Origin of the sequence: Paraburkholderia acidisoli (genome assembly GCF_009789675.1) — a bacterium.
Taxonomy (GTDB): Bacteria; Pseudomonadota; Gammaproteobacteria; order Burkholderiales; family Burkholderiaceae; genus Paraburkholderia; species Paraburkholderia acidisoli.
In genome coordinates, this window is sequence record NZ_CP046914.1 from 1,204,721 (window position 1) to 1,228,806 (window position 24,086).

General features: G+C 66.7%; 22 protein-coding genes. 7 read left to right on the top strand and 15 right to left on the bottom strand.

What is annotated here, in order from left to right:
- Positions 1–257: 257 nt before the first annotated feature.
- Positions 258–1,259: a DUF2968 domain-containing protein gene (locus tag FAZ98_RS19485; protein ID WP_233272745.1), complete on the bottom strand. Its 1,002-nt coding sequence runs from the start codon at positions 1,257–1,259 to the stop codon at positions 258–260.
- The gene (locus FAZ98_RS19490) at positions 1,177–1,497 is read right to left on the bottom strand and encodes a hypothetical protein (protein ID WP_158952981.1); all 321 of its coding nucleotides are present in this window, start codon (positions 1,495–1,497) and stop codon (positions 1,177–1,179) included. Before FAZ98_RS19490 ends, FAZ98_RS19485 begins: the two co-directional genes overlap by 83 nt.
- A gap of 273 nt (positions 1,498–1,770) precedes the next feature.
- Between FAZ98_RS19490 and FAZ98_RS19495 the strand changes: the two genes are divergently transcribed.
- Positions 1,771–2,499 (top strand): peptidoglycan DD-metalloendopeptidase family protein, encoded by a 729-nt coding sequence (locus FAZ98_RS19495; protein ID WP_158952982.1) that lies wholly within the window; start codon positions 1,771–1,773, stop codon positions 2,497–2,499.
- A gap of 273 nt (positions 2,500–2,772) precedes the next feature.
- Complete coding sequence (gene ltaE / locus FAZ98_RS19500; protein ID WP_158952983.1) at positions 2,773–3,777, top strand: low-specificity L-threonine aldolase; 1,005 nt, start codon at positions 2,773–2,775, stop codon at positions 3,775–3,777.
- A 174-nt stretch (positions 3,778–3,951) separates the two neighbouring features.
- On the opposite strand, the gene FAZ98_RS19505 is transcribed toward ltaE, so the two are convergent.
- Positions 3,952–5,301, bottom strand: coding sequence for an MFS transporter (locus FAZ98_RS19505; protein WP_233272833.1), 1,350 nt, complete (start codon positions 5,299–5,301; stop codon positions 3,952–3,954).
- A 723-nt stretch (positions 5,302–6,024) separates the two neighbouring features.
- Here FAZ98_RS19505 and FAZ98_RS19510 point away from each other — a divergent pair.
- Complete coding sequence (locus tag FAZ98_RS19510) at positions 6,025–8,478, top strand: glycogen/starch/alpha-glucan phosphorylase (RefSeq protein WP_158952984.1); 2,454 nt, start codon at positions 6,025–6,027, stop codon at positions 8,476–8,478.
- Positions 8,479–8,532: 54 nt separating this feature from the next.
- On the opposite strand, the gene FAZ98_RS19515 is transcribed toward FAZ98_RS19510, so the two are convergent.
- The 11 genes from FAZ98_RS19515 to phnG form a co-directional block, all read right to left on the bottom strand.
- The gene (locus FAZ98_RS19515; RefSeq protein WP_233272746.1) at positions 8,533–8,979 is read right to left on the bottom strand and encodes a DUF6232 family protein; all 447 of its coding nucleotides are present in this window, start codon (positions 8,977–8,979) and stop codon (positions 8,533–8,535) included.
- 332 nt (positions 8,980–9,311) lie between these two features.
- A complete protein-coding gene (locus FAZ98_RS19520) occupies positions 9,312–10,475 on the bottom strand; it encodes a porin (RefSeq protein WP_158952985.1) in 1,164 nt (387 codons plus the stop codon).
- Between the two features lie 507 nt (positions 10,476–10,982).
- Positions 10,983–12,101 (bottom strand): succinylglutamate desuccinylase/aspartoacylase family protein, encoded by a 1,119-nt coding sequence (locus tag FAZ98_RS19525; protein WP_158952986.1) that lies wholly within the window; start codon positions 12,099–12,101, stop codon positions 10,983–10,985.
- 194 nt (positions 12,102–12,295) lie between these two features.
- Entirely contained in the window at positions 12,296–13,066 is a 771-nt protein-coding gene (locus tag FAZ98_RS19530; RefSeq protein WP_158952987.1) for an ABC transporter substrate-binding protein, read from the bottom strand.
- Between the two features lie 429 nt (positions 13,067–13,495).
- Positions 13,496–14,629 carry an alpha-D-ribose 1-methylphosphonate 5-triphosphate diphosphatase gene (locus FAZ98_RS19535; protein WP_158952988.1) on the bottom strand — a complete coding sequence of 378 codons (1,134 nt, stop codon included), beginning with the start codon at positions 14,627–14,629 and terminating at the stop codon, positions 13,496–13,498.
- 61 nt (positions 14,630–14,690) lie between these two features.
- Positions 14,691–15,461, bottom strand: coding sequence for a phosphonate C-P lyase system protein PhnL (phnL, locus tag FAZ98_RS19540; protein WP_158952989.1), 771 nt, complete (start codon positions 15,459–15,461; stop codon positions 14,691–14,693).
- A gap of 10 nt (positions 15,462–15,471) precedes the next feature.
- Positions 15,472–16,242 carry a phosphonate C-P lyase system protein PhnK gene (phnK, locus tag FAZ98_RS19545; RefSeq protein ID WP_158952991.1) on the bottom strand — a complete coding sequence of 257 codons (771 nt, stop codon included), beginning with the start codon at positions 16,240–16,242 and terminating at the stop codon, positions 15,472–15,474.
- Positions 16,239–17,180 (bottom strand): alpha-D-ribose 1-methylphosphonate 5-phosphate C-P-lyase PhnJ, encoded by a 942-nt coding sequence (locus FAZ98_RS19550; protein ID WP_158952993.1) that lies wholly within the window; start codon positions 17,178–17,180, stop codon positions 16,239–16,241. The genes phnK and FAZ98_RS19550 overlap by 4 nt, the downstream gene beginning before the upstream one ends.
- Positions 17,177–18,292 (bottom strand): carbon-phosphorus lyase complex subunit PhnI, encoded by a 1,116-nt coding sequence (locus FAZ98_RS19555; RefSeq protein ID WP_158952995.1) that lies wholly within the window; start codon positions 18,290–18,292, stop codon positions 17,177–17,179. Before FAZ98_RS19555 ends, FAZ98_RS19550 begins: the two co-directional genes overlap by 4 nt.
- Positions 18,292–18,963, bottom strand: coding sequence for a phosphonate C-P lyase system protein PhnH (gene phnH / locus FAZ98_RS19560; protein WP_158952997.1), 672 nt, complete (start codon positions 18,961–18,963; stop codon positions 18,292–18,294). The genes FAZ98_RS19555 and phnH overlap by 1 nt, the downstream gene beginning before the upstream one ends.
- Entirely contained in the window at positions 18,960–19,475 is a 516-nt protein-coding gene (gene phnG, locus FAZ98_RS19565) for a phosphonate C-P lyase system protein PhnG (RefSeq protein ID WP_158952999.1), read from the bottom strand. The genes phnH and phnG overlap by 4 nt, the downstream gene beginning before the upstream one ends.
- A gap of 204 nt (positions 19,476–19,679) precedes the next feature.
- On the opposite strand from phnG, the gene phnF reads away from it, so the two are divergent.
- The 4 genes from phnF (at position 19,680) to FAZ98_RS19585 (ending at position 22,750) form a co-directional block, all read left to right on the top strand.
- Positions 19,680–20,435, top strand: a complete 756-nt coding sequence (gene phnF, locus FAZ98_RS19570) for a phosphonate metabolism transcriptional regulator PhnF (RefSeq protein WP_158953001.1) — start codon at positions 19,680–19,682, stop codon at positions 20,433–20,435.
- Positions 20,432–21,157, top strand: coding sequence for a DUF1045 domain-containing protein (locus FAZ98_RS19575; protein WP_158953003.1), 726 nt, complete (start codon positions 20,432–20,434; stop codon positions 21,155–21,157). Before phnF ends, FAZ98_RS19575 begins: the two co-directional genes overlap by 4 nt.
- On the top strand, positions 21,154–21,705 hold the full coding sequence (gene phnN / locus FAZ98_RS19580; protein ID WP_158953005.1) for a phosphonate metabolism protein/1,5-bisphosphokinase (PRPP-forming) PhnN: 552 nt from the start codon (positions 21,154–21,156) through the stop codon (positions 21,703–21,705). Before FAZ98_RS19575 ends, phnN begins: the two co-directional genes overlap by 4 nt.
- A gap of 124 nt (positions 21,706–21,829) precedes the next feature.
- The gene (locus tag FAZ98_RS19585) at positions 21,830–22,750 is read left to right on the top strand and encodes a LysR family transcriptional regulator (RefSeq protein WP_158953006.1); all 921 of its coding nucleotides are present in this window, start codon (positions 21,830–21,832) and stop codon (positions 22,748–22,750) included.
- A gap of 53 nt (positions 22,751–22,803) precedes the next feature.
- On the opposite strand, the gene FAZ98_RS19590 is transcribed toward FAZ98_RS19585, so the two are convergent.
- Positions 22,804–23,628, bottom strand: a complete 825-nt coding sequence (locus FAZ98_RS19590; RefSeq protein WP_158953008.1) for an IclR family transcriptional regulator — start codon at positions 23,626–23,628, stop codon at positions 22,804–22,806.
- Positions 23,629–24,086 lie beyond the last annotated feature (458 nt).

A 24,086-nucleotide genomic window follows, 5' to 3' on the forward strand; every position in this document is an offset into this window, starting at 1 on the left:
GCAGGTGCAGTAGGTAGTTGCAGCAAGTTGTTGCAGTTGGCTGTCGCAGTGAGAGGTGCAGCCCTGGTAGTTGCAGTCTGTAGTAAGCAGCACGAAGTCACCGCAGCATGCAGTTGCAGTACAGCAGTACCGAAGCAGAAGCAACGCAGTAAAAAGCAGCAACAAGCAGCAGGCAGTACAAGTGCGGGCCGGTTCTCACCGGCCCGAACTTTTTTCTGCGCCGCCTGCGTGAGCTGATGCGGGCGATCCGCGCCGCGTCAGCGGCCGGACATACGCGGGACGCCTTCGTTGCTCGCCACCTTCAGCTGGTGGATCGAGCGATGCGCCTTATTCAGCTGGGCCTGCGCCGCAATGCGCTGCGCCTCCAGTTGCGCAACCTCCTTGCGCACCTGATGCTGTCGACCCGAAACCACGTTTTCCTGGTGTGCGTGCCGTTGCAGGTCCACGCGCAGCCGTTCGGCCTGCGCTTCCGATTCCTCGATCATGCGAGCCAGCTCGGCGTTTTGCGCAACGAGCTGGATGCGGCGCGCCTCGCTGTCGGCCAGGCGCGTCGCTTGCTCTTGCAGCAGATGAAACGCCGAACCGGCCGCGTCGATGTCGTTGGCCTTGAGCGCTCGCCATAGCGCGCCATCCTGATGGAGCGCCACGAAAAAGCCGAGCGAGTGCGCGTGGAAGTACATCGTCACGGTGTAGCCAAAACTTCGGTAGGTGCGGAAGGTGGCCAGTTCCTTTTCGGCGTCGAGCGCCTCGAAGGCTGCGCCTTCGGCGATCTGCACGGGGCGGCCGTTGAGATGCGCGGGCATGACCGGCACGGCGTGCAGCGTGGAAACGGGGCTGGCGGCCGGACGCGGTTCCGCCGTCGCGCCAGACGCGCCATGGTCGGCGCGGGCTTCGAAATCGGCGATGGATTCCGGCGCTTCGGCGGCGCGCGGTTCGCGGCTGTCCTGCGATTGCGCTTCATGCGCGGCGGTGGCGCCGCGAACGACGGCGACGAGACGCGAGGTGCCGCTCATTTGCGCGGCGGGACGGCGGTTCAAAAAGGTTTTCACGGCGTTTCCCCCAGAATGGCGCGCCAGAATGAACACGGCCCGTATGCGCAAGCGCCGGGCCGGGGTCGTGGCGGCGGGTAATGCGGGGCGGGCGCGGCGCGCGACGCGCCGTCCGCTCCGGGCTCGCCTAGTGGAGCAAGCGAGGGCGGCGTGCGATGTCGTCGAACAGTGCACGTCCGGGTTCGAGCGCGAAGAGCCAGGTTTCGTCATAGCCGCTCAAGGTATCGAGCGCATCGCGCAAACGCTCGATCACCACGGCGGGAATTTCCACGGTCGCCCGCACACCGCCCGACAGCCGGGCGACGCTGGCGTGCTGGATCAGCTCATCGGCCGCCTCGGCCACGTCGGCGGCGAAGACGAGATGGTTGTTCAACAATTCGACGAGGCCAGGCGATGCCGCAACGTCTTCGACACTGAGTTGCAGGGAAAGGAAGGTAGCTTTGTTCATCCTCGGGTTCCTCAGGGGCGTGGACTGCAGCGAGAGGCTTTCGGTTTAATTATCAGAGTACGTGAAATTCAGTATAGGCGAGGCCCCGTGCGAGCGTTGGCGGGGCGGCGGTGACGTCGAAAAAAGGCCATCGCGGTGTGGACGATATAATGGGGGACGTTCGCCAATTCCGGCTTCCTGCGGAGAGTGGCGCAAGCGAACGCCTGCGGCCCGCCGCGCTTCCAACATGCGTACTTCGAGTTACGCAGCGAGGACCAAGCGAGGAACAGCAATATGAATCGACAACGGCGAATCCCGGGCGCATACGCGGCAGTGGCCGCGCTCACGCTCGTTTGCAGCGCCTGTACCAGCACTTACACGCCGTGGGAAACCACGCCGCAGCCGCCTGCCATGTCCACGACCGGCGTGCCCGCGGGCTATTACCGCGTCAACCCCGGCGACACGCTTTCGCGTATCGCTTCGGCGTACGGTCAACGTCCGCAGGACATCGCGAGCTGGAACCAGCTGCCGGGCGCCAATGCCCAGGTGCTGCCCGGCCAGGTGCTGCGCGTCGCGCCGCCGCCGAGCTACGGCGCGGCCACGCCGCCGCTGCAGCCGCCTTCGTCTTCGGCGCCCGCGGCCAACGGCGTCGCCATGCCCGCGCCGGTCGCCACGTCCGTCGCGCTCGCGTGGCCCGTGCGCGGTCCGATCCTGCAGCGCTTCCAGGCGGGCAAGTCCACGGGCATCGTGATCGGCGGTCCGGCCGGCGAGCCGGTGAAGGCCGCCGCCGCGGGCCGCGTCGTGTACGCGGGCACGGGCATTGCCGCTTACGGTCCGCTCGTCATCATCAAGCACAACGACCAGACCGTGACGGCCTATGGCCATAACGGCAGGCTGCTCGTGCAGGAAGACGACGCCGTGTCGCAAGGCCAGCCCATCGCCGAAATGGGCGACAGCGGCGTGCAGTTCGAAGTGCGCAGCGACGGCAAACCCGTCGATCCGCTGCCGCTGCTGCCGCGCTGATCCCCGCTGCCTATCCTTCTAGCTGAGCTGTCTTGCCGATGAGGCGCGCGATCCGCTCGCGCGCCTCATCGCGTTTACGCGCGTTGCCCGGTGTTTCCATGCCTCTTCGCGCCTTCACGCACGCCCACCGCGCGGCCCCGGCCAACCGGTTAATTCGTCCGGCATTGCGCAGTGCCTCGGTTTGAAAATACACTCGATGACTTACCGCATCGCGGCCGCACGGCGTTCGTGCGTCGCGCGCGCCATCCCGAGTTCAACGAGGACTTCATCGCAATGATCGATTTGCGCAGCGACACCGTCACCCGTCCGAGCGAAGCCATGCTCGCCGCCATGACCCGCGCCGAAACCGGCGACGACGTGTGGGGCGACGATCCCACCGTGCTGCGTTTGCAGGCGCGCGTGGCGGAAGAGGCGGGCAAGGAAGCGGGCCTGTTCTTCCCGAGCGGCACGCAGAGCAACCTCGCCGCGTTGATGGCGCACTGCGGTCGCGGCGACGAATACATCGTCGGGCAGGCCGCGCACACCTACAAATACGAAGGCGGCGGCGCGGCGGTGCTCGGCAGCATCCAGCCGCAGCCGCTCGATAACGCCGCGGACGGCTCGATCCCGCTCGAGCGCATTGCCGCCGCGATCAAGCCGCTCGACGATCACTTCGCGCGCACGCGTCTGCTCGCGCTCGAAAACACCATCGGCGGCAAGGTGCTGCCCGCGGCGTACGTCGAACAAGCCACGCAGCTCGCCCACGAGCGCGGCCTCGCCACGCACCTCGATGGGGCGCGCGTGTTCAACGCCGTCGTGGCATCGGGCCAGCCGCTCAAGGCGCTCGCCGCGAACTTCGAGAGCGTGTCGATCTGTTTCTCGAAGGGCCTGGGCGCGCCGGTGGGCTCCGTGCTGGTCGGCAGCAAGGCGCTGATCGATGTCGCGCATCGCTGGCGCAAGGTGCTCGGCGGCGGCATGCGCCAGTCGGGCGTGCTCGCGGCCGCGTGCCTGTACGCGCTCGATCACAACGTCGCGCGTCTCGCCGACGACCACGCGAACGCCGCGCGCCTCGCCGAAGGTCTCGCGCAGATCGACGGGGTGAAGGTCGCTTCGGTGGCCACCAACATGGTGTTCGCGCATTTCCCGCAGGAGCATTGCGCGCCGCTGGAGGCGTATCTGAAGGAGCGCGGGATTCTCACGCAGATGCTTTACGCATCGCGTTTCGTCACGCATCTGGATGTGACTCAGGCCGATATCGACACGTTCGTCGGCGCCGTGAAGCGCTATTTCGCGCGCTAACGCGCCCTGTAGCGGCAAGCGAAAGCGCGCGGGTTCGTCACGACCCGCGCGCTTTTTGTTTGCATCGAAATTTGGGTCGATGTGACCCGGCGTACGACGCGATTCGCCCGCGCCGCGCATCAACCGCCAATCAGCAGCCCCTCGACCGCCGATCAACCGCCGATCAACCGCCGATCATCCGCCCACCGCCCGGTGCGAAGGCGCGAACAGGCGCAGGCCGCTCGCCACGGCCGCCACGCCCGCGAACGCGCCGCCGAGCGCAAGCGCGAGCGTCGGGCCATGCGTACCGGCAATTCCGAAACACAGCGCGACCAGCGCCGCGCCCGTGGTCTGCCCGAGCAGACGCGACACGGCGATGGTGCCGCTCGCGCCGCCACTGCGCTCGGGCGGCGCGCTCGTCATGATCGCGCGCAGGTTCGGCGACTGGAAAAAGCCGAAGCCCGCGCCGCAGATCGTCATGCGGATCGTGATATCGAGCACCGAAGGGTGCACGGGCAACAGCGCAAGCGACACCATGCCGGCCGAGAGCACCGCCAGACCGATCGCGCCGAGCAGACCCGGCGGATAGCGGTCGGAGAGCCGCCCCGCGATAGGCGCGGCGGCGGCCACGACCACGGGCCACGGCGTCATGAGAAAGCCGGTTTCGACCTGGCTGCGCATCAGCACGGTTTCGAAGTAGAACGGCAGCGAGACGAAGGCGAGCCCTTGCGCCGCGAACGAGCACACGGCCGTGAGCGACGAGAGCGCGAACACGGGCCGCTTGAACAGATCGACCGGCAGCATCGGCGCGGGATGGCCGGCTTCGCGGCGCATCAGCAAGAAGCCGAACCCCACGGCAATGACGGCCGCGATACCCACTTCCACGCCCGGCGCGCGCTGCGCGGCCTCGCCGAGCGCGAAGATCAGCGCCGCGAACGTGACCACGTTGAGCGCTGCCGCCACCGGGTCGAACGCGTGCTTGCCGCGCTCCGTGTGCGGCAGCGCGGGCAGCGCGAACACGAAAGCGAGCAGGCCGAGCGGCACGTTGATCGCAAACAGCCACGGCCAGCTGCCGGCGGAGAGGATCAGCGAGGCCATGGTCGGGCCCACGGCGAACGAGACGCCCACGACCAGGGCGTTCATGCCGAGCCCCTGACCGAGCCGGTGCGGCGGATAGAGAAAACGGATCAGCGCGGTGTTGACGCTCATGATCGCGCTCGCGCCCAGGCCTTGCAGCACGCGGGCGCCTGCCAGCGCCGTGAGCGTGGGCGCGACGGCGCAGGCGAACGAGGCCACCGTGAAGATCGCGAGGCCCGCAAGATAGATGCGGCGGTGGCCGATGATGTCGCCGAGCGCCGCGAGCGGCAGCAGCGTGGCGACCATCGCGAGCTGGTACGCGTTGATGATCCAGACCGAGGCGGCGGGCGCCGCGTGCAGGTCGGCGGCGATGGCGGGCAACGCGGTATTGGCGATGGCGGTGTCGAGCGTGGCGAGCGCGACGGTCAGCATGACGGCGGCCATCGCGCGACGGTTTTTCGCCGACATCGGCGCGTCGCCGTGCTCGCTTTCGCGCGGCTCGGAGCGGGTTTCGGACAAGGCGGATCCGGAAGGTTGGAACGACGGGTGGTAACGACGAACCGGCCGCGCACGGGCCGCACGGACGAACCCCGAGATTGTTACAGAGGCCGCCCGGTTTTGCAGGCGCCGCTTCACAGCGTGAGGCGTTTGTAAGGCAGGCCGCCCCGCCATGCCGATAACGATCGCGCGGCGCATGCGAACGGCATTCGCCGGCGCTCACGTGGGTTCGCACCGCCATCGACATCGCAACTAACAGCCAATTTCGCGCGACCGCCGGGAAGGGCGCGGCGCGGGCCAGCCCAGTATCGCGAAAACCGGCGCGCGGCGGGGCATCGCGCCACGCCAGCCCCGCGCACCCGGCAGCCGATATCGCGACCGATCCTCTGCCGCGTCGCCGCACGAGATCTCAAAATGTCCTACTCTGACAACTGATCTGCGCTCGCTGGCGGGCGGTATCGACCCATCGAATTCATCGCCGAAGTCATCGCGCCACGTCGCGGATGCGTCGTCGCTATCTCGTCGATGTGACTTTTACCGCCTCGCTATCCGCTTCGTTGCCGCCAGGCGTCGTGCCGCCGGGTGGCATCGCCCTTGCGCGACGCAGCCCCAGAACAACGCGCGCCCGCGCAACTCGCCGTGCCTACGCTGTGCACCATACGCGGGCGCTCTGCTTTTTCCGGGAGGCATTTGATGACAGCCGTCGGTCTTGAATTCGACCAGTTGAAGAGCAGCGTCGAGGCGCTGCGCCGTTCCCTTTCCAATCGCCTGATGTACGGCGTCGGCAAGGACGCCGTCACCGCGCGGCCGCAGGACTGGCTGCACGCCGCCGCGCTCGCCGTGCGCGACCGTCTCGTCGAGCGCTGGATGATCACCACGCGCAACCAGTACGAGCAGGACGTCAAACGCGTCTATTACCTGTCGATGGAATTCCTCATCGGCCGGACCTTTTCCAACGCGCTCATCGCGCTCGGCATTCACGACGAGATGAAGGAGGCGCTCGCGAGCGTCGGCGTGGACATGGACGCCGTGATCGATTACGAGCCGGACGCCGCGCTCGGCAACGGCGGTCTCGGCCGGCTGGCGGCGTGCTTTCTCGACTCGATGGCCACGCTCGGCATTCCCGGCTTCGGCTACGGCATCCGTTACGACTACGGCATGTTCCGTCAGCAAATCGTCAACGGCGAGCAGGTCGAGGCGCCCGACTACTGGCTGCGCTCCGGCAATCCGTGGGAGTTTCCGCGGCCCGAGGTGCAGTATTCCGTGCATTTCGGCGGGCGCACGATCCAGCGCGACGGCCATTCGGAATGGGTCGATACGCAGCACGTGAACGCCATGGCGTACGACACGGTCATTCCCGGCTACGCCACCAACGCGACCAACACGCTGCGGCTGTGGTCGGCGCGCGCCGACGAGGAACTCGATCTCGGCGCGTTCAATCAGGGCGACTATCAGCGCGCGGTGGAATTGCGCAATCGCTCGGAGAACGTCTCGCGCCTGCTGTATCCCGACGATTCGACGATGGCGGGCCGCGAGCTGCGCTTGCGCCAGGAATACTTCTTCGTTTCGGCGACGATGCAGGACCTGATTCGCCGCTATCTGCGTACGCACAGCACGTTCGGCCGCTTCTCCGACAAGGTGGCGGTGCACCTGAACGACACGCACCCGGTACTCGCGATTCCCGAGCTGATCCGCCTGCTCGTGGACATCCATCATCTGCCGTGGGACGAAGCGATGGGCCACGTGCGCCGCGTGTTCTCGTACACGAATCACACGCTGATGCCCGAAGCGCTCGAAACGTGGGACGTGGAGCTGCTTGCGCGCTTGCTGCCGCGCCACCTCGAAATCATCTTCGACATCAACGCGGCTTTCCTGCGCGAGGCAAGCGAGCGCGGCGATCACGACCTCGATCTGATCCGCCGCATTTCGCTCGTCGACGAGTACGGCCAGCGCCGCGTGCGCATGGCGTATCTCGCGATCGTGGCGAGCCACAAGGTCAACGGCGTCTCCAAGCTGCATTCGCAGTTGATGACGCGCGACATCTTCGCCGACTTCGCGCGCCTCTATCCCGACCGGTTTACGAACGTCACGAACGGCATCACGCCGCGCCGCTGGCTCGCGCAGGCGAGCCCGCCGCTGGCGCATCTCGTCGACGAAGCCATCGGGCCGCGCTGGCGCAGCGATCTGTTCGAGCTGGGCGCGTTGCGCAAGCTGCGCGGCGACGCCGCGTTCGAAGCCGCGTTCCATGCGGCCAAGCGCGCCAACAAGATTCGCCTCGCGCAGCGCGTGCAGGAACGCTCGGGCATTGCGATCAACCCCGACGCGCTGTTCGACATGCAGGTCAAGCGCATACACGAGTACAAGCGCCAGTTGCTCAACGTGTTGCACGTGATCACGCGCTACAACCGCATTCTCGAATCGCCCACGAGCGACTGGGTGCCGCGCGTGGTGCTGTTCGCGGGCAAGGCCGCGTCAGCGTATCGCATGGCGAAGATGATCATTCGCCTCATCAACGACGTGGCCGCGAAGATCAACAACGACCCCGTGGTGGGCGATCGTCTCAAGGTCGTGTTCGTGCCGAACTACGGCGTGAGCGTGGCGGAAACGATGATTCCGGCCGCCGATCTCTCCGAGCAGATTTCGACGGCGGGCACCGAGGCGTCGGGCACCGGCAACATGAAGCTCGCGCTCAACGGCGCGCTGACGATGGGTACGTTCGACGGCGCGAACATCGAGATCTGCGACGCCGTGGGGCAGGACAACATCTTCATCTTCGGCCACACGGCGGATCAGGTCGATCAGCTGCGCGCGTCGGGGTATCGGCCGCGTCAGGTGTACGAAGAGAACCCCGAGCTGCGCCGCGCGCTCGACCAGATTCGCACGGGCTTCTATTCGCCCGAGGACCCGGCGCGCTATTCGGACATCTTCCACACGCTCGTGGATTGGGGCGACCACTACCTCGTGCTGGCCGACTACTCGGCGTTCATCGCGGCGCAGGAGGCCGCCGACGAGCGCTTCGTGGACGTGCCCGCGTGGACGGGCAGCGCGATCGAGAACGTGGCGGGCATGGGGCAGTTCTCGTCCGACCGCGCGATCGCGGAATACGCACGCGACATCTGGGGCGTGAAGTCGGTCGAGATCGTGTGAGCGTTAGCGCCGGTTCGCGCGGGTTGGCGCGAGCTGGCGTTGCCCGGTAGGGACTTACGAAGCGGCGGGGCGCGATGCTCCGCCGTTTTCATTCGAGGCGCCCGATGCGCCTGGCGTGGCTTGCGCGTTTTGCGCCGCCTTGGCCGCGCGCACGGCCGCTTCCACGCGGTCGAGAAACGCGCGGTCGCCGCTCGTGACCGCCTCGCGCGGCTCGCCGCCCATCACCACGTAGAGGCGATGCACGGACTCCTGCCAGATCCACGCGAGCCAGCCCACCACCACCAGCATCACGCCGATCGCGAGCCCGGCCGCCGAGCCGAACGCGCCGCCCACGGCCGCGAGCACGACGCCCGCGAGGCTGATGGCGATTGGCAGGCCGCGATTGCGCCGGCCCGCGACGATGCGCACGTCGTCGATCTCGCGCAGCGGAAAGACCTGGCCCGCGGCCGAGAGCGCACTGCGCGTGACCGAGACGGCGGCTTCGTTAAAAGGGAGTTCCATCGTTCGAAAGCGGCAAGGGGAAACAGCGCAGCGTACCAGAAGCGCGGCCGGAACCGCAGCGAGCGCATCGTCGCGGGGTTGCGGCGGGTAACGGCGGGTAACGGCGGGTGACGGTGCGGCGCGGGTGCGGCGCGGCTGGCGGTCATCGGCGTGCTCGCCGGCAGTCGTGTTCGACGCTCGTTCCCAAGGCAGCAGCTTCCACGCGGCCAACAAAAAAAACGGGACATCCTCGAGGATGTCCCGTTTGGGAAGGCGCGGCGCACCGAACGAATTCCGCGCGCCGAGCTGGACCGGCGGCTTGCGCCACCGGCCGCTGTTGCCTTGTGTGCTGCTTAGAACTTGTGGCGGATACCGACGCGAACGGCGACTTGCGTCTGCGAACCCGTGCCCGACGTGTTGAAGATGCCCGAAGCCGAGTCACCGATCTGTGCCTGGACCTTCGTCGTGCCGACCGAACCCGAAGCGTCTTCGTACGACACGAGGCCGTAGACGTCCGTGCGCTTGCTCAGAGCGTAGTCAGCCGATGCATTGACCTGGTTCCAGTGCGCTGCGAACAGGCCCGAAGCGCGCGAGTACGTGTAGCCCAGACCGCCCGTGATAGCCGGCGTGAAGGCGTACTTGACGCCTGCTTCGTACGCGTTGTACAGCGTCGACGAACCCGTGATCGGTTCGAAGCGCGTGTTCGTCCACAGCAGCCATGCCGTTGCCGGGCCGTAGATGTAGCGGCCGCCGATACCGAACGAACGCAGGTCACGAATCGTGCTCGTGCCCTTCGTGTCGATGTTGGCGAGAGCCGTCGAGAACGTCGTCGGCGATGCCGATGCCGGGTACGTGATGTCCGTGTAAGCAGCGCCGAGGCTGAACGGGCCGTATGCGTAGTTCGCGCCGAAGCTGTATGCGCGCGACGACGACGTCGTGCTCGTCGACGGTGCGCCGGCGAACGACGTCGTGTTCGAGAAGCCGTACATGCCGCCGAACGTGAAGCCCGACAGGTTGGCGCTCTGGAACTTGATCGCGTTGTTGATACGGCTCGACGTCAGCTGGTCGACGTCATTGACGTGGTAGGCCCAGTTGCCCGAAACCGTGTTGCCACCGGTCGAGTACAGCGAACCGAGGATGTCCGTCGTGAACGCGTATTGACGACCGAGCGTCAGCGAGCCCATGCCGTCCTTCGTCAGACCGACGTAGGCTTGACGGCCGAACATGGCGCTGCCTTGACCTGCCGTGCCGTTACCGCTGTTGAAGCCGTTTTCGAGCACGAAGATAGCCTTCAGGCCACCGCCGAGGTCTTCCGAGCCGCGCAGGCCCCAACGGCTGCCTTGGGCAACGCCGTCACCGTACGAGAACTGGTGCGAGCTGCCGCCCGTTGCGTTCTTCGTGTTGCTGATGTAGCTCACGCCAGCGTCGATCACGCCGTAGAGGGTAACGCTGCTTTGTGCGTGGGCTGCGCCTGCGATCGTGGCCAGAATAGCGGTGGTCAGGATTTTGTTTTTCAACTGTTTCTCCGGGTAAAGGATAGATGACTACTCCGGTCTCGAATGGACCGGTTGATATGTGACGGGCTGAAATTTAAGGGCTCACAACGAAACGAATGTGACAGTAAGGGTCGGCAACGAAAATGTCGCCTGTCTGTTGTGTAGATGCCACAACCGTCTTGCGCGCACCGTGAATCCGCCGCGAAGCCCGTGGGTATTGGCTTTGCGGGAAATTTACGTATCACTTTCATTGCCGCGATTGCGACAATCGGCCATATAAATATTCGTTCTAAGCTTTTTCGTGAGAAACGGATTAATCCGTCTTTTGAGTCCGTTTTCATGGCGGACTGGATTGATTTCAATGGCGCATTAAAGCCGCTTCAACGCTTTTTTCGACCCTGCTTTCAAGCACAATTACGGCCCATGAAAATTAGCATACCAAAGTAATTGAAGCGGAATTGCGCAAACGTTAAAACGGGCTCGCCCCCAGTTGGGAGCGAGCCCGTTTTATCCTTTTGCGCCAGTGACTTAGAGCGAAAGCAGCGAGCCGCCGCGAATGGGCGTGTCGCCGGCGACGCGCGCCACTTCCATGCCGGCCGTGGCGAAGCGCGCGCTGTGCCGCGCGTACATCACGCCGCTCACGCTGGCGTGCAGCGTGGTGACCGTGTCGGCGAGCGGGTCGACGATGTCGGCGATGGCCGCGCCGCGCTCGACCCACGTGCCGCACTCCACGCGATACACCAGCACGCCGCTGTGCGGCGCGACGATCGGTTCCGTGCCCGCGAGCGGCGTGGCCGGGTGCGCGAGCGGCGGCAGCGGCGCGGCCGTGCCTTCGATCACGCCGCGCGTGACCAGATACTCGACGATGGCCTGCGCGTCGTGCTCGGCGTATTCGTGCGACACGTCGCGCTGGCTGCGCAACTCGATCGTCACGGAAATCGAACCGTAAGGAATGGGGTAGCGCGTGCCGAAGCGCTCGCGCAGTTCCGACCAGCAAAAGCTGTGAATCTCGTCGAACGGATTGCCGATGGAGTTGAGCGCGAGCAGCGAGGCCTTGGCGTCCAGGTAACGCGCGAGCGGCTCGACCTCGGGCCACAGGTCGGGATTCGTGTAGATGTGCATGGCGGCTTCCCAGTCGCAATGCAGGTCGAGCACGATGTCGGCGTCGTACGAGAGCTTTTGCAGCGCGAGCCGCATCGACTCCAGTTCGTTGGTGGGACGCTGCGCGGCGAGCGCTTCGCCCATGGCGGTGCGGATGGCGGCGCGGTTCGCGGCTTCGTCGGCACCCAGACGCGGCTCGATGTCGGGCAGCACGAGCGCGGTCAGTTCGTGGAAGTTGCGGTTGAAGTTCTGCGCGGTGTTCGACTCGAAGCGGCCGATCAGATGCCCGAGCCAGTGCTGATTCAGCCCCACGGGATTGGGTACCGGCACGATCACGACTTCGCCGCGCAGGCGGCCGGCGGTTTCGAGTTCCGCGAGCTTGCGCCGCAGCACCCACGAGGTGAGCATGCCCGGCAGTTCGTCGGCGTGCAGCGACGACTGGATGTAGACCTTCGGGCCGCCGCCGGGCTTTCCGTAATGAAAACTGGTGACTTGCCGCGCGGTGCCGAGGGCGGGCGCGATCAGCGAATGGTTTCGGGTTTGCATGATGGGTGCGAGGGCCGCGAGATGCGCCCGCAAACGGGCCAAATCACGATCTTAGCGGAAACGGCCTGGCGCCGGAACCGGCGCGCGCAACCCATTCGTCCGATCATCGGCTCACGCGAATCATCAGGATGCCGAAACAAATGCGCGCAAAAAAAGCCCGGACCGAAGTCCGGGCCTTGCGGACTGCCGCGAGATTACTTCGCGCCGTACACGTCGAAGTCGAAGTACTTCTTCTCGATCTTCTTGTACGTGCCGTCCTTGAGCATGTCGGCGATGGCCTTGTCGATCTTGGCCTTCAGGTCCGTGTCTTCCTTGCGCAGGCCGATAGCGGCGGCGCCCGTCGGGATTTCCTTGCCCGCGAACTGGAAGCCGGCGCCGCGCGGCGTCTTCAGGAAGCCGAGGTCGGCTTGCACTTCATCCTGCAGCGCTGCGTCGAGGCGGCCCGAGATCAGGTCGGCGTAGACCTGGTCCTGGTTCTGGTAAGGAACGACGTTCACGCCCTTCGGTGCCCAGTTTTCCTTCGCGTAGGTTTCCTGGATCGTGCCCTGTTCCACGCCAACCGACTTGCCCTTGAGCGAGTCAGCCGTCGGCTGGAAGCTCGAACCCTTCTTGGCGACGAGGCGCGTGGGCGTGTCGAACAGCTTCGCCGAGAAGGCGATCTGTTCCTGGCGCTGCGGCGTGATCGTCATCGACGACAGCACGCCGTCGAACTTCTTGGCCTTCAGGCCCGGGATCATGCCGTCGAAGTCCTGCTCGACCCACACGCACTTGGCGTTCAAGCGCTTGCAGATTTCGTTGCCGAGGTCGATGTCGAAGCCGACCAGCTTGCCATCGGGTGCTTTGGATTCGAACGGCGCGTAGCTGGCGTCGACACCGAAACGCACGGTGGTCCAGTCCTTCGCGTGGGCGGCACCGGCCGAGACGGCCAGCAGGGCAACCGACAGGGCGGCAAGCAGTTTCTTCACTATGGGTACTCCTCGGAGATGGTTCAGGACGCGCCGCGTGCGGTCGTGCCGCCGCAGCGCATGCTCCGGCGCGGCTCGCGCCGGATTTTTCGTTTGACCCGCCGGCCAGCGCCAGCGAAGCGCGCCAAGCTTACCCGGTCAAAATTGCGGCGTCGCTAGTGTAATACCGGATGGCGAAAGATCGCGCCCTCGATCGTACGTTCGTGCGATTGTCGGATCTAACGTAAACCCTTGTCGGATAAGGATTTGCGCGTGGAGGCCGGTGCGTGGCGCGGCGCGAGCAAACGCACCGGATGCGATGCTCGGCCGCAACAGTCTGAGGAATGCAAAGCCGCGCGAAGGCGGCGGTGTCATGCGCTGAAGGGCAATTGAAATCGAATCGATGGCGCACCGTTGGCCAGTGCGCCATCGACGAAAGCGGGCAGCCGCTTACACCACCCGCACGCCCGCGCGGTAGGTGGCGCGCGGCACCGGCAGCGTGTCGAGCATCGTCACGCGCACGAAGTCGGCGCGCAGGCCCGGCTCGATCGCGCCGCGGTCGGTGAGGCCCGAGGTGCGCGCCGGTTCCCACGAGACGGTCGCGAGCGCGCGCGGCAGCGTCCAGTCGGCCTTGGTCACGAGATCGAACGCGGCCGTGAGCAGGCTCGACGGCACGTAGTCGGACGAGAGGATGTCGAGCAGGCCGGCCTGCGCGAGTTCGAGCGCGGAGACGTTGCCCGAGTGCGAGCCGCCGCGCACCACGTTCGGCGCGCCCATGATCGTGGCGATACCGCGCTTTTTCGCTTCCTCCGCGGCCACGCGCGTGGTGGGGAATTCGGCGAGCACGATGCCTTCCTCGGCCGCCTGTTCCACGTGCTCGACGAGCGTGTCGTCGTGGCTCGCGAGCGGGATGCCGCGCGCGCGGCAGCGCTCGACGATCTGCTGGCGGTGTGCGTCGGCGTAACGCTGCTGTTCGGTGGCCATTTCGGCGAGCATGGTTTCGGCCTGCTCGTCGGTCCATTTGCCGTGGCGCTCCTGAAAGCGGCGCCACTGCGCGCGGTCGTGCCACTGGCGCTGGCCGGGCGTATGGTCCATCACCGAGGCGAGGCGCAGCAGCGGGTGCTCGCTCAGCGTGTCGAACAGTTCGATCACGTCTTCCGTGGCGATCTCGCAGCGCAGATGCAGGAAGTGGTCGGCGCGCAGCAGCTTGCGCTCGGAGAAGCGCGAGAGCGCGGCGGCGCTCGCGAGCTGCACGTCGCGGCCGCGCACGCCCACGGCGAGGCGCGTGCCGATGGCGAGCGCGTCGAACACCGTGGTGATGCCGGCGGCGGCGATCTGCGCGTCGTGGATCACGAACGCGGCGTCGGTGTTCCAGTGCACGCCGGGGCGCGGCGCGAGATGCTTTTCCAGGTTGTCGGTGTGCAGTTCGACGAGGCCGGGCAGCAGGAAGTCGCCTTCCCAGTCTTCGGCGTCGGGCGCGCTGGTCGCGCCGTGCGACAGTTCGCGGATCACGCCGTCTTCCACGCGCAGCGTGCCGGTGAAAACTTCGTCTCGCGTCACGATGCGAGCGTTCTTGATCAACATCGTCGGGCTCCAGTATCAGGTATCGACGTTCAGTGTTTGGGCAGCGCGAACGCTGTGAGGTTCACGCCGCTTCGTTCAGCGGCGCTTGCGATCCGGGTGCTTCCAGCGTGAGCACGCGCGTGGCGACGCGCTCGCGCGTATCTTCGTCATGAAAAACGCCCACGATCGCCGCGCCGCGCTCGCGCGCCTCGGTGATGAGGCTCGCGACCACGGCGCGGTTTTCGGTGTCGAGCGAGGCCGTGGGTTCGTCGAGCAGCAGCACGCGATGCCGCGCGATCAGCCCGCGCGCGATGTTCACGCGCTGCTGTTCGCCGCCGGAAAACGTCGCGGGCGCGAGCGGCCACAAACGGCGCGGCACGTTCAGGCGCGCGAGCAGCGTCTGGGCGCGCTCGCGCGCTTCGTCTTCGTCGACATGACGCGCCATGAGCGGCGCCGCGACGATATCGAGTGCGGATACGCGCGGAATCACGCGCAAAAACTGGCTCACGTAACCCATCACGTTGCGGCGCAGGCGCAGGATGTCGTGCGGCGCCGCGCCCGTGATCGCCAGATGTTGCAGCGGCGCGCCTTCGTCGCGCAGGGCGATGGAGCCGCCGCTCGCCAGATAGTTGCCGTAGAGGCAACGCAACAGCGTGCTCTTGCCCGCGCCCGAGGGCCCGACCAGCACGACGCATTCGCCGCGCTCCACGTCGAGCGAGACGCCCGCGAGCGCTTCGATGCCGATGCCGCCCTGGCCATGCAGCGTGAAGGTCTTGCGCACGTCTTCGGCGCGCAGCATGAGCGCGGGGCGTTCGACGAACGCGTGCGTGGCCGCTTGAGAAGAGAGAGTCATGTCGATCCTCCTAGACAGGCAGCACCGAAGCCACCAGGGTCTGCGTATAAGGATGCTGCGGGTCGTCGAGCACCTGATCGGTCAGCCCCGATTCGACGACGGTGCCGCCTTGCATCACCATGAGCCGGTGTGCGAGCAAACGCGCCACGCCGATGTCGTGCGTGACGATCAGCACGGAAAGATGCAGCGTGCCGGTGAGCGTGCGCAGCAGGTCGAGCAGACGCGCCTGCACGGACACGTCGAGGCCGGCCGTGGGCTCGTCCATGAATACGAGGCGCGGCCCCGTGACGAGATTGCGCGCGATCTGCAAACGCTGCTGCATGCCGCCGGAAAACTTCGAAGGCAGCTCGTCGATACGCGTGGCGTCGAGTTCGACGCGCTGCATCCACTGTTGCGCAACGTTGCGGATTTGCCCGTAGTGACGCGCGCCCACGGCCATCAGCGGCTCGCCGATGTTCGCGCCCGCGGAGACGCCCGCGCGCAGGCCGTCGCGCGGATTCTGCTGCACGAAGCCCCATTCGGTGCGCGCGAGCAGGCGGCGGCGCGGCTCGGAGAGCGTGCGCAGGTCGAGCGTCTCGCCGTTCGCATTCGTGTAATGCAGCTCGCCCGCATCGGCTTCGGTGCGCAGCGCGAGCGTGTTGAGCAGCGTGGTCTTGCCCGAGCCCGATTCGCCGACGATGCACAGCACCTCGCCCGGATAGAGGTCGAAGCTCACGTCGCGGCAACCGTTGCGGCCGTCGAATTGTTTGGTGAGCGCGCGCGCGCTCAAAAGCGGCGTCATGCGGGTTCTCCTTTGACATTCGTTGCGCGCGCATCGATCTCGTCCTGATTCGCGCGGCGTTCGTGGCAGTAGTCGCTGTCCGAGCACACGAACATGCGCTTGCCCGCATCGTCGACGATCATTTCGTCGAGGAAGCTTTCGCGCGAGCCGCACAGCGCGCACGCGTGCTCCCAGCGCTGCACTTCGAACGGGTGATCGTCGAAATCGAGGCTGCGTACGGGCGTATAAGGCGGAATCGCGTAGATGCGCCGCTCGCGGCCCGCGCCGAACAGTTGCAGCGCGGCGTTCATGTGCAGCTTCGGATTGTCGAACTTGGGGATCGGCGAGGGCGAGGTGAGATAGCGGCCGTTCACCGTGACCGGATAGTCGTAGGTGGTGGCGATGCTGCCGTGCTGCACGATGTCTTCGTAAAGCTTCACGCTGATGAGGCCGTAGTCGGCGAGCGCATGCAGCTTTTTGGCCTCGGCCACGCGCGGTTCGAGCCGGAACAGCGGCTCGGGCATGGGCACCTGATACACGAGAATCTGCTGCTCGGTGAGCGGCGTTTCGGGAATGCGGTGGCGCGTCTGCACGATGGTCGCTTCGCGCGTGCGGCGCGTGGTCGCCACGCCCGTGGTGCGCGCAAAGAAGCGCCGGATGTTCACGGCGTTGGTGGTGTCGTCGGAACCCTGGTCGATGACCTTGAGCGTGTCGTTCGCGCCGATGATAGCCGCCGTGACCTGAATGCCGCCCGTGCCCCAGCCATACGGCAGCGGCATTTCGCGCGAGGCGAACGGCACCTGATAGCCCGGCACCGCCACGGCCTTGAGCAACGCGCGGCGCAGCATGCGCTTGGTCTGTTCGTCGAGATACGCGAAGTTGTAGCCCTGCGCGGCCTGGGTTTCGTGCGACGTCACGCTGTCGTGCAGGTCGCCTCGCATCGTTTCGGGCGCGTTCATGCGGCTTCTCCTTGCGTGTCCGCGGCGTGGCGCGCGCGCAGCTTGCGCACGAGTTCCAGCTCCGCCTGGAAGTCCACGTAATGCGGCAATTTCAGATGCTGGACGAAACCCGACGCTTCCACGTTGTCGCTATGCGAGAGCATGAATTCGATGTCCTGGGTGGGTGCTTCGATCGTTTCGCCCAGTTCTTCGGCGCGCAGCGCGCGGTCCACGAGCGCCATCGCCATGGCCTTGCGCTCCGCGTGGCCGAACGCGAGACCATAGCCTTGCGTGAAAGTGGGCGGCACGTCTTTCGCGCCCGCGAACTGGTTGATCATCTGGCATTCGGTGAGTTCGATCTCGCCGATCTCGACGGCTTCGTCCAGTTCGTCGAGCACCATTTCCACGGACACCGAACCGAAGCGGATCTCGCCCGCGAACGGATGCGAGTTCGCATAGCCGCGTTGTGTGGCGTAACCCATCGCGAGCAAAAAGCCTTCGTCGCCGCGCGCGAGATTCTGCAAACGCACGCTGCGATCGGCGGGGAACGCGAGCGGTTCGCGCGAGAGGTCGCCGGGCTCTTTCGGCTCGGCGCTGCGCGTTTCCTGTTCGATCAGGCCTTCCTTGTCGAGCAGCGAGAGCACGCGCGGCATCGCTTCTTCGGGCGGCGCGGTGCGGGCGGCTTTTTCCGCCTGCGCCGCGGCTAGCGCCGCGCTGTCGTCGCCTTCGGCGAGCAGCGCGAAGTCGAGCAGGCGCTGCGTGTAATCGTAGGTCGCGCCCAGCACCTGACCGCCGGGCACGTCCTTGAACGTGGCCGAAATGCGGCGTGCCACGACCATGTCTTCGGTTGCCACGGGCAGCGTGTAGCCGAAGCGCGGCAGCGTCGTGCGATACGCGCGCAGCAGGAAGATCGCTTCCACGAGGTCGCCCGCGGCCTGCTTGATCGCCAGCGCCGCGAGTTCTTCGTCGTACACGGAACCCTCGGCCATCACGCGCGCGACGGCAAGGCGCATCTGTTCGCGGATCTGCGCGACGCTCAACTCGGGCACGCGCGTGTCGCCGCGGCGCGCCTCGTCGAGCAAACGCCACGACGCTTCGATCGCGCGTTCTCCACCTTTGACGGCGACGTACATCAGTGCATCTCCACGAAAGTGGTGCGCGGCAGGCCCATCAGGCTGTCGCCGCACACGAGGTAGAAGTCGATACCGCACGGAAACAGCGGCGCGAGCGCGGCGCGTTCGCGCCAGAAACGTTCGGGGAGACCGGCGGGCGCGACGCTGCGCGTCGTCGCGATGCCGGGACCGCGCAGCGTGAGCGGCGCGCCGCCCGTGAGCGCGTCCACGCGCACGAACACGGTGGCCGAGAGTTCCGGCGATTCGGGCGAGCCGCTCGTGAACGCGTCGAGCGGCGGCAGCGTGTGCGCGTCGTGCACGTAGGCGAACGCGGCGGCGTGCGGCGCGGGCGCGAGCGGCGCGCCCGCGTGAAAGCGCAGCGCGGCGGCGAGCGCGGCGTCGGGCTGCGCGAGCCACACGGGCGTGGCGTAGTCGGCCAGCGCCAGCAGCGCGGCAAAGGCGGCAAGCCCGGCGCGATTTTCCGGGGCAGGCGAACCTGCGGCAGGCGAACCTGCCGCGGCATCGGCGCAAGGCAGCGGCGTTTCGATCACGCCGATCGTGCCGGGCCGCGCGAGCGCGTCGAGCAGCGTGCGGAACACGGCCTGCGTGTCGTGGACCGGATCGCCGAAACCGGGCGCGAGCGATGCGAGCAGGGCTTGCGTGGCCGCTTTGGCGGAGCGTTCGTCGTTCATGCGTCACCTCGAACCATCGTGAAGAATTCGACGCGCGTGCTGGCGGCGTCGGCGCGTTGCGCCTCGCGTTGCGCGGCCTGGCGCGCGGCGAGCGGCGCGATCAACCGGGCGTGCAGACGGGCGTGATGCGCGGGGATTTGCAGCAGGGCGTCGGCGAGCGCGGCGAGTTCGGCGCGGCGCTTGTCGCGGCCCAGATGGCACGCCACGCCCACGGTCGCCGCGCCAGCGCTGGCGCCGTCTTCGTGGGTGGCGATGCCGTGGCGCAGGCGCAGCGTCGCGCGCGTGACCGTGGCTTCGCCTAGATTGAAAGCGTCGCCGGTGCCGCCAACGCGCCCGCGCACCATCGCCAGACCGGTTTGCGGCGCGCGCAGCCAGTCGAAGGCCGGTGCCGGGGCGCCTTCGAGCGCGGCGTCGAGCGCCGCTTCGAGGTCGGCGCGCGGCGTGCGGGCGAGCACGGCCATCCAGGCGCGCCGGGCCTCGGGAGCGGGAGATGGGCTGGGGGAAGCGTTCATCGGAGTTCCTGTTTCGTGGACGATTTCGGGCCGCTTGACCGCGCCCGGCGAACTGCGTCATTGAAGCATCTATTCGTCTAAACGTCTAGACGTTTAGTGGTACAGTTGTCCCAACGAGGCGCGATCGACGTTTTCATATTTCCATCACGCCGTGCGCACTACAATGCACAAAACGCCATTGAAACCGAGAGGAATGACAGCACCATGACATCGAACGACGAGGCAGCGGCCAGCACGCTCGAGCGCGGCGCGGGCGTGGCGGTGTGGCGCCAGATCGAGCAGATTCTCGCTGCCGAGATCGCCGCGAAGGGCTTCGGTGAAGACGGCCGCCTGCCGAGCGAAGGCGAACTCGCGCGCCGCTTCGACGTGAATCGCCATACCGTGCGCCGCGCCATGCTGGGCCTCGCGGCGCTCGGGCTCGTGAGCGTCGAGCAGGGGCGCGGCACTTTCGTGCAGCCGGGCGCTATTGACTATTCGATCGGCAAGCGCACGCGCTTCACGGAAAACCTCAAGCGGCATCAGCATTCGGCGGTGGGCAAACTGCTCGCTTCCTCGCGCGTGAAGGCCGACCCCACGGTCGCCAAGGCGCTGGGCCTGCGCGCGGGCGCGCTGGTGTATCGGCTCGAAACGCTGCACGAGTCCGAAGGCGTGCCGCTCACGTATGCGCGCAGCTACTATCCGGCCGCGCGTTTCGCCGACCTGCCCGCGGTGATGGAACGCGTGGACAGCACCTCGAAGGCGCTCGCCGAATTCGGCGTGGGCGACTACTTGCGCAAGTGGAGCCGTATCGGCAGCGTGCTGCCCGAGGCGGAGGTTGCGCGGCGCCTGAACATCAATCGCCAGCAGCCGGTGCTGTGGGTGGAAAACGTCGACGTCGACCTGGACGGCGTGCCCATCAAGTACGGCGTCACGCATTTCGCGGCCGACCGCGTGCAACTGATGGTGGAGCACGACGTATGAGCGCGCCGGACGAAGACTGGAGCCCGCTCGCGCGCTTCGCGCTCTACTATGCGCCGCCGCGTGAATCGGCCTGGTGGCGCGCGGGCAGCGCATGGCTCGGCCGCGACGCCGAAAGCGGCGAAACGCTGCTGCAACCCGACATCGACGGGATCGGCACGCCGTTGCATACGCTCACGCAGTCGCCGCGCCGCTACGGCTGGCACGCCACGCTGGTGCCGCCGTTCCGCCTGGCCGCCGACGTGACGCCCGCGGCGCTGTTCGCCGCCGCGCAAGCGTGGGCGCTGGAGCGCACGGCATTCGAGGCGCAGGTGGAAGCCGCCACGCTGGGCCGCTTCGTCGCGCTGCGTCCGGCCGATGAAGCCAGCGACGCCGCCTTGCGCGATCTCGCCGCCAACGCGCTGCGTACGCTCGGTTCGCTGCGCGCCACCCAAACCGCCTCGGAAATCGCCAAACGGCTCGACGCGCCGCTCACGCCGCGCCAGCGCGAGTACGTGACCGAATGGGGCTACCCGTATGTGTTCGACGAATTTCGCTTCCACATGACGCTCTCCGATTCGCTTGCCGATCCCAACCTTTGCACGCAACTCGTTGCGGGCTGGAACGCGCGCATGCACGACGCGGGCGCGCTGCCCGTGGCGGGCGCGGCGCTCTACGTCGAACCGGAACCGGGCGCGCCGTTCGTGCTCTGGCGCCGCTTGCCGTTCGCGAGGGCGCACGCATGAAGGGCGGCCTGATCTACGTGATGGGCCCCTCGGGCGCGGGCAAGGACACGCTGCTGCATTACGCGCGCGAGCGGCTCGCGGGCGAGGGCGTGGTGTTCGCGCATCGCTACATCACGCGCGAAGACGGCGGCGGCGAGAATCACATTTCGCTCTCCGACGCCGAATTCGAAGCGCGCGCGCAACGCGGTCTGTTCGCGCTGCAATGGGGCAGCCACGCGCTGCGCTACGGCGTGGGCGTGGAGATCGACCAGTGGCTCGCGCTGGGCTGCACGGTGGTCGTGAACGGCTCGCGCGCCTACGCGGGCGAAGCGCTCGCGCGCTATCCGCAGATGACGCTGGTGCACGTGGAAGCCGCGCAGCACGTGCTGGCCGCGCGGCTCGCCTCGCGTGCGCGGGAGACGCCCGAGCAGGTCGCGGCGCGGCTCGCGCGGCGCGCGCCGTTCGAAGTGCCGGCGGGCGCGGCGTTCGCGCGCATCGACAATTCGGGGCGGCTGGAAGTGGCGGGCGAGGCGTTCGTCGATGTCGTGAGGCGGGTGGCGGCGGGCTAGCGCGAGTGCGCGCACGCCCTTGAGTGTGCGGTTGGCATCGGCATGCCGATTTTTGCAACCGCTTCGGCAACGCGCGGCGCCACGCTAAGATGCAACTCTCCCGCGAATCACACAGAGATTGCCCTTGGACCGCTTCCAGGAGATGCAGATCTTCACGCGCATCGTCGACCGGCGCAGCTTCACGCAGGCCGCCGAAGACCTGAACCTGCCGCGCGCGACGGTCACCAATTCCATCAAACGCCTCGAGGCGCGGCTTGGCGTGCGCCTGCTCGAACGCACGACGCGCCAGGTCAAGCCCACTCAAGACGGCGACATCTATTACCAGCGCTGCATGCGCCTGCTCGCCGATCTCGAGGAAACCGAAGAAGCGTTTCGCGACCCCGACCCGCAAGGCCGCCTGCGCGTGAACCTGCAAGGCACGCTCGCGCAGTATTTCGTGGTGCCGCGTTTGCCGGAATTCATCGAGCGGTATCCGCGCGTGGAGTTCTTCATCGGCTCGGGCGACCAGTTCGTGGACCTCGTGCGCGAAGGCGTGGATTGCGTGCTGCGCGCGGGCGAACTGGCCGATTCGTCGATGATCGCGCGGCGTGTGGCGCTGCTCGAACAGGTCACCTGCGCGAGCCCCGCGTATCTCGAACGGCACGGCGACCCGGCCACGCTGGAAGCGCTGGCCGCACCGGCGGATGCCCGCGCGGGCAAGCCGGGGCATCGCGCCGTCAACTATCTTTCGCCGGCTTCGGGCCGCGCGCATCCGCTCGAATTCGTCACGCCCGAGGGCATCCAGCGCGTCACGCTGCCGGGGCCGCTGGCCGTGAACGGCGCCGATCTCTACACGGCCGGCGCGCTCGCGGGGCTCGGCATCGTGCAGGTGCCGCGCTATCGTGTGCGCGAGCAACTGGCTGCGGGCGACTTATGTGTGGTGCTGGCCGCGACGCCGCCGCCGCCCATGCCGGTTTCGGTGCTGTATCCGCAGAATCGCCAGCTGTCGCTGCGCGTGCGCACGTTCGCCGACTGGCTCGTGCAGGTATTCGCCGACGTCAACTGATACGGGCGGGCATTGGCTGGCGTCGGCGGAAAGCGTGAAAGCACGCCAAAGCGTCAGGTGCGCCGCGCGACCATGCTCGACACGCGCTCGGCCGCTTGCTGAAGCGGCTCGAGAAAGGTCTTCGCCATCTGCTTCGCGGAAGTGCGCTGCGCGTTGCCGCTGATGTTCATCGCGGCGATCACGCGGCCCTGGCGGTTGCGGATGGGCGCGGAGATCGAAATGAGGCCGCCTTCCAGTTCCTGATCGACGATGGCCCAGCCCTGCGCGCGCACCTGGCCGATAATCTTCTTCAGTTCGCCGATGTCGGTCACGGTACGCGGCGTGTGCGCATAGAGCGGTGACGAGTTGAGTGCCTCGTCGAGCGCGGCGTCGTCGAGCGAAGCCAGCAGCACGCGGCCCATCGACGTGCAATACGCGGGCAGGCGGCTGCCGATGGAGAGGTTGATCGTCATGATCTTGTGCGTGGGCACGCGCAGCACGTAGACGATCTCGGTGCGGTCGAGCACGGCCGCCGAGCAGCTTTCGTGCACTTCCTGCGACAGCTCCTCCATGACCGGTTCGGCGAGATTCCAGAACGGCATGGACGTGAGGTACGCGAAGCCGAGGTCGAGAATGCGCGGCGTGAGCCGGAACAGGCGGCCTTCGGCTTCCACGTAGCCGAGCGTTTGCAGCGTGAGCAGGATGCGGCGCGCGCCCGCGCGCGTGAGACCCGTGGCCGCCGCGACGTCGGTGAGCGTCTGCTCGGGATGCTCGGCGTTGAACGCGCGGATCACCGAGAGCCCGCGCGCGAATGACTGCACATAGGAGTCGCCCGGCTTTTCGGGGGTCTCCGCCGGTTCGGCGGAACGGTCGGTCGAGGCTCGGGAAGCAGAGGTCATGGGCGGCTGGATTTGCTGCGGCGCGGGAACAACCAGTCAAGATAGCGCAAGCGCGGCTATTCGCCAACACGATACGCATCGCGGCGGCGTGCTTCGGCCGTTTTAAAAGCAATCCGTCTGGTCGACAAACGAAGGCTGCGGCGAATGCGCGCAGCTTATCGTTTGCCTTGTACTTCATTTGCGAAAAGTCAATTTATTGGGCGATCAGAAGATTGACGGCGATTTTAATCATCGTTATTTCACTCGCTTTATCTAAATTTATTTAGCGGGATAAAAATTGAGCCTTTCGCCAGACACTATCCAGTGCGGCGTTACAGGTTTCTCGCGCGACAGGTGCCGTGTCACGCCGTTTTCATCGTCCGTTCACGCCCTTTGAAAGCCGTTGTTCGCCCGCCACACGGGGCTTTGCGTAAAACGTAAGGTTTTAGAAAGATAAGCGCGGCGAACCGTCGCGTTCG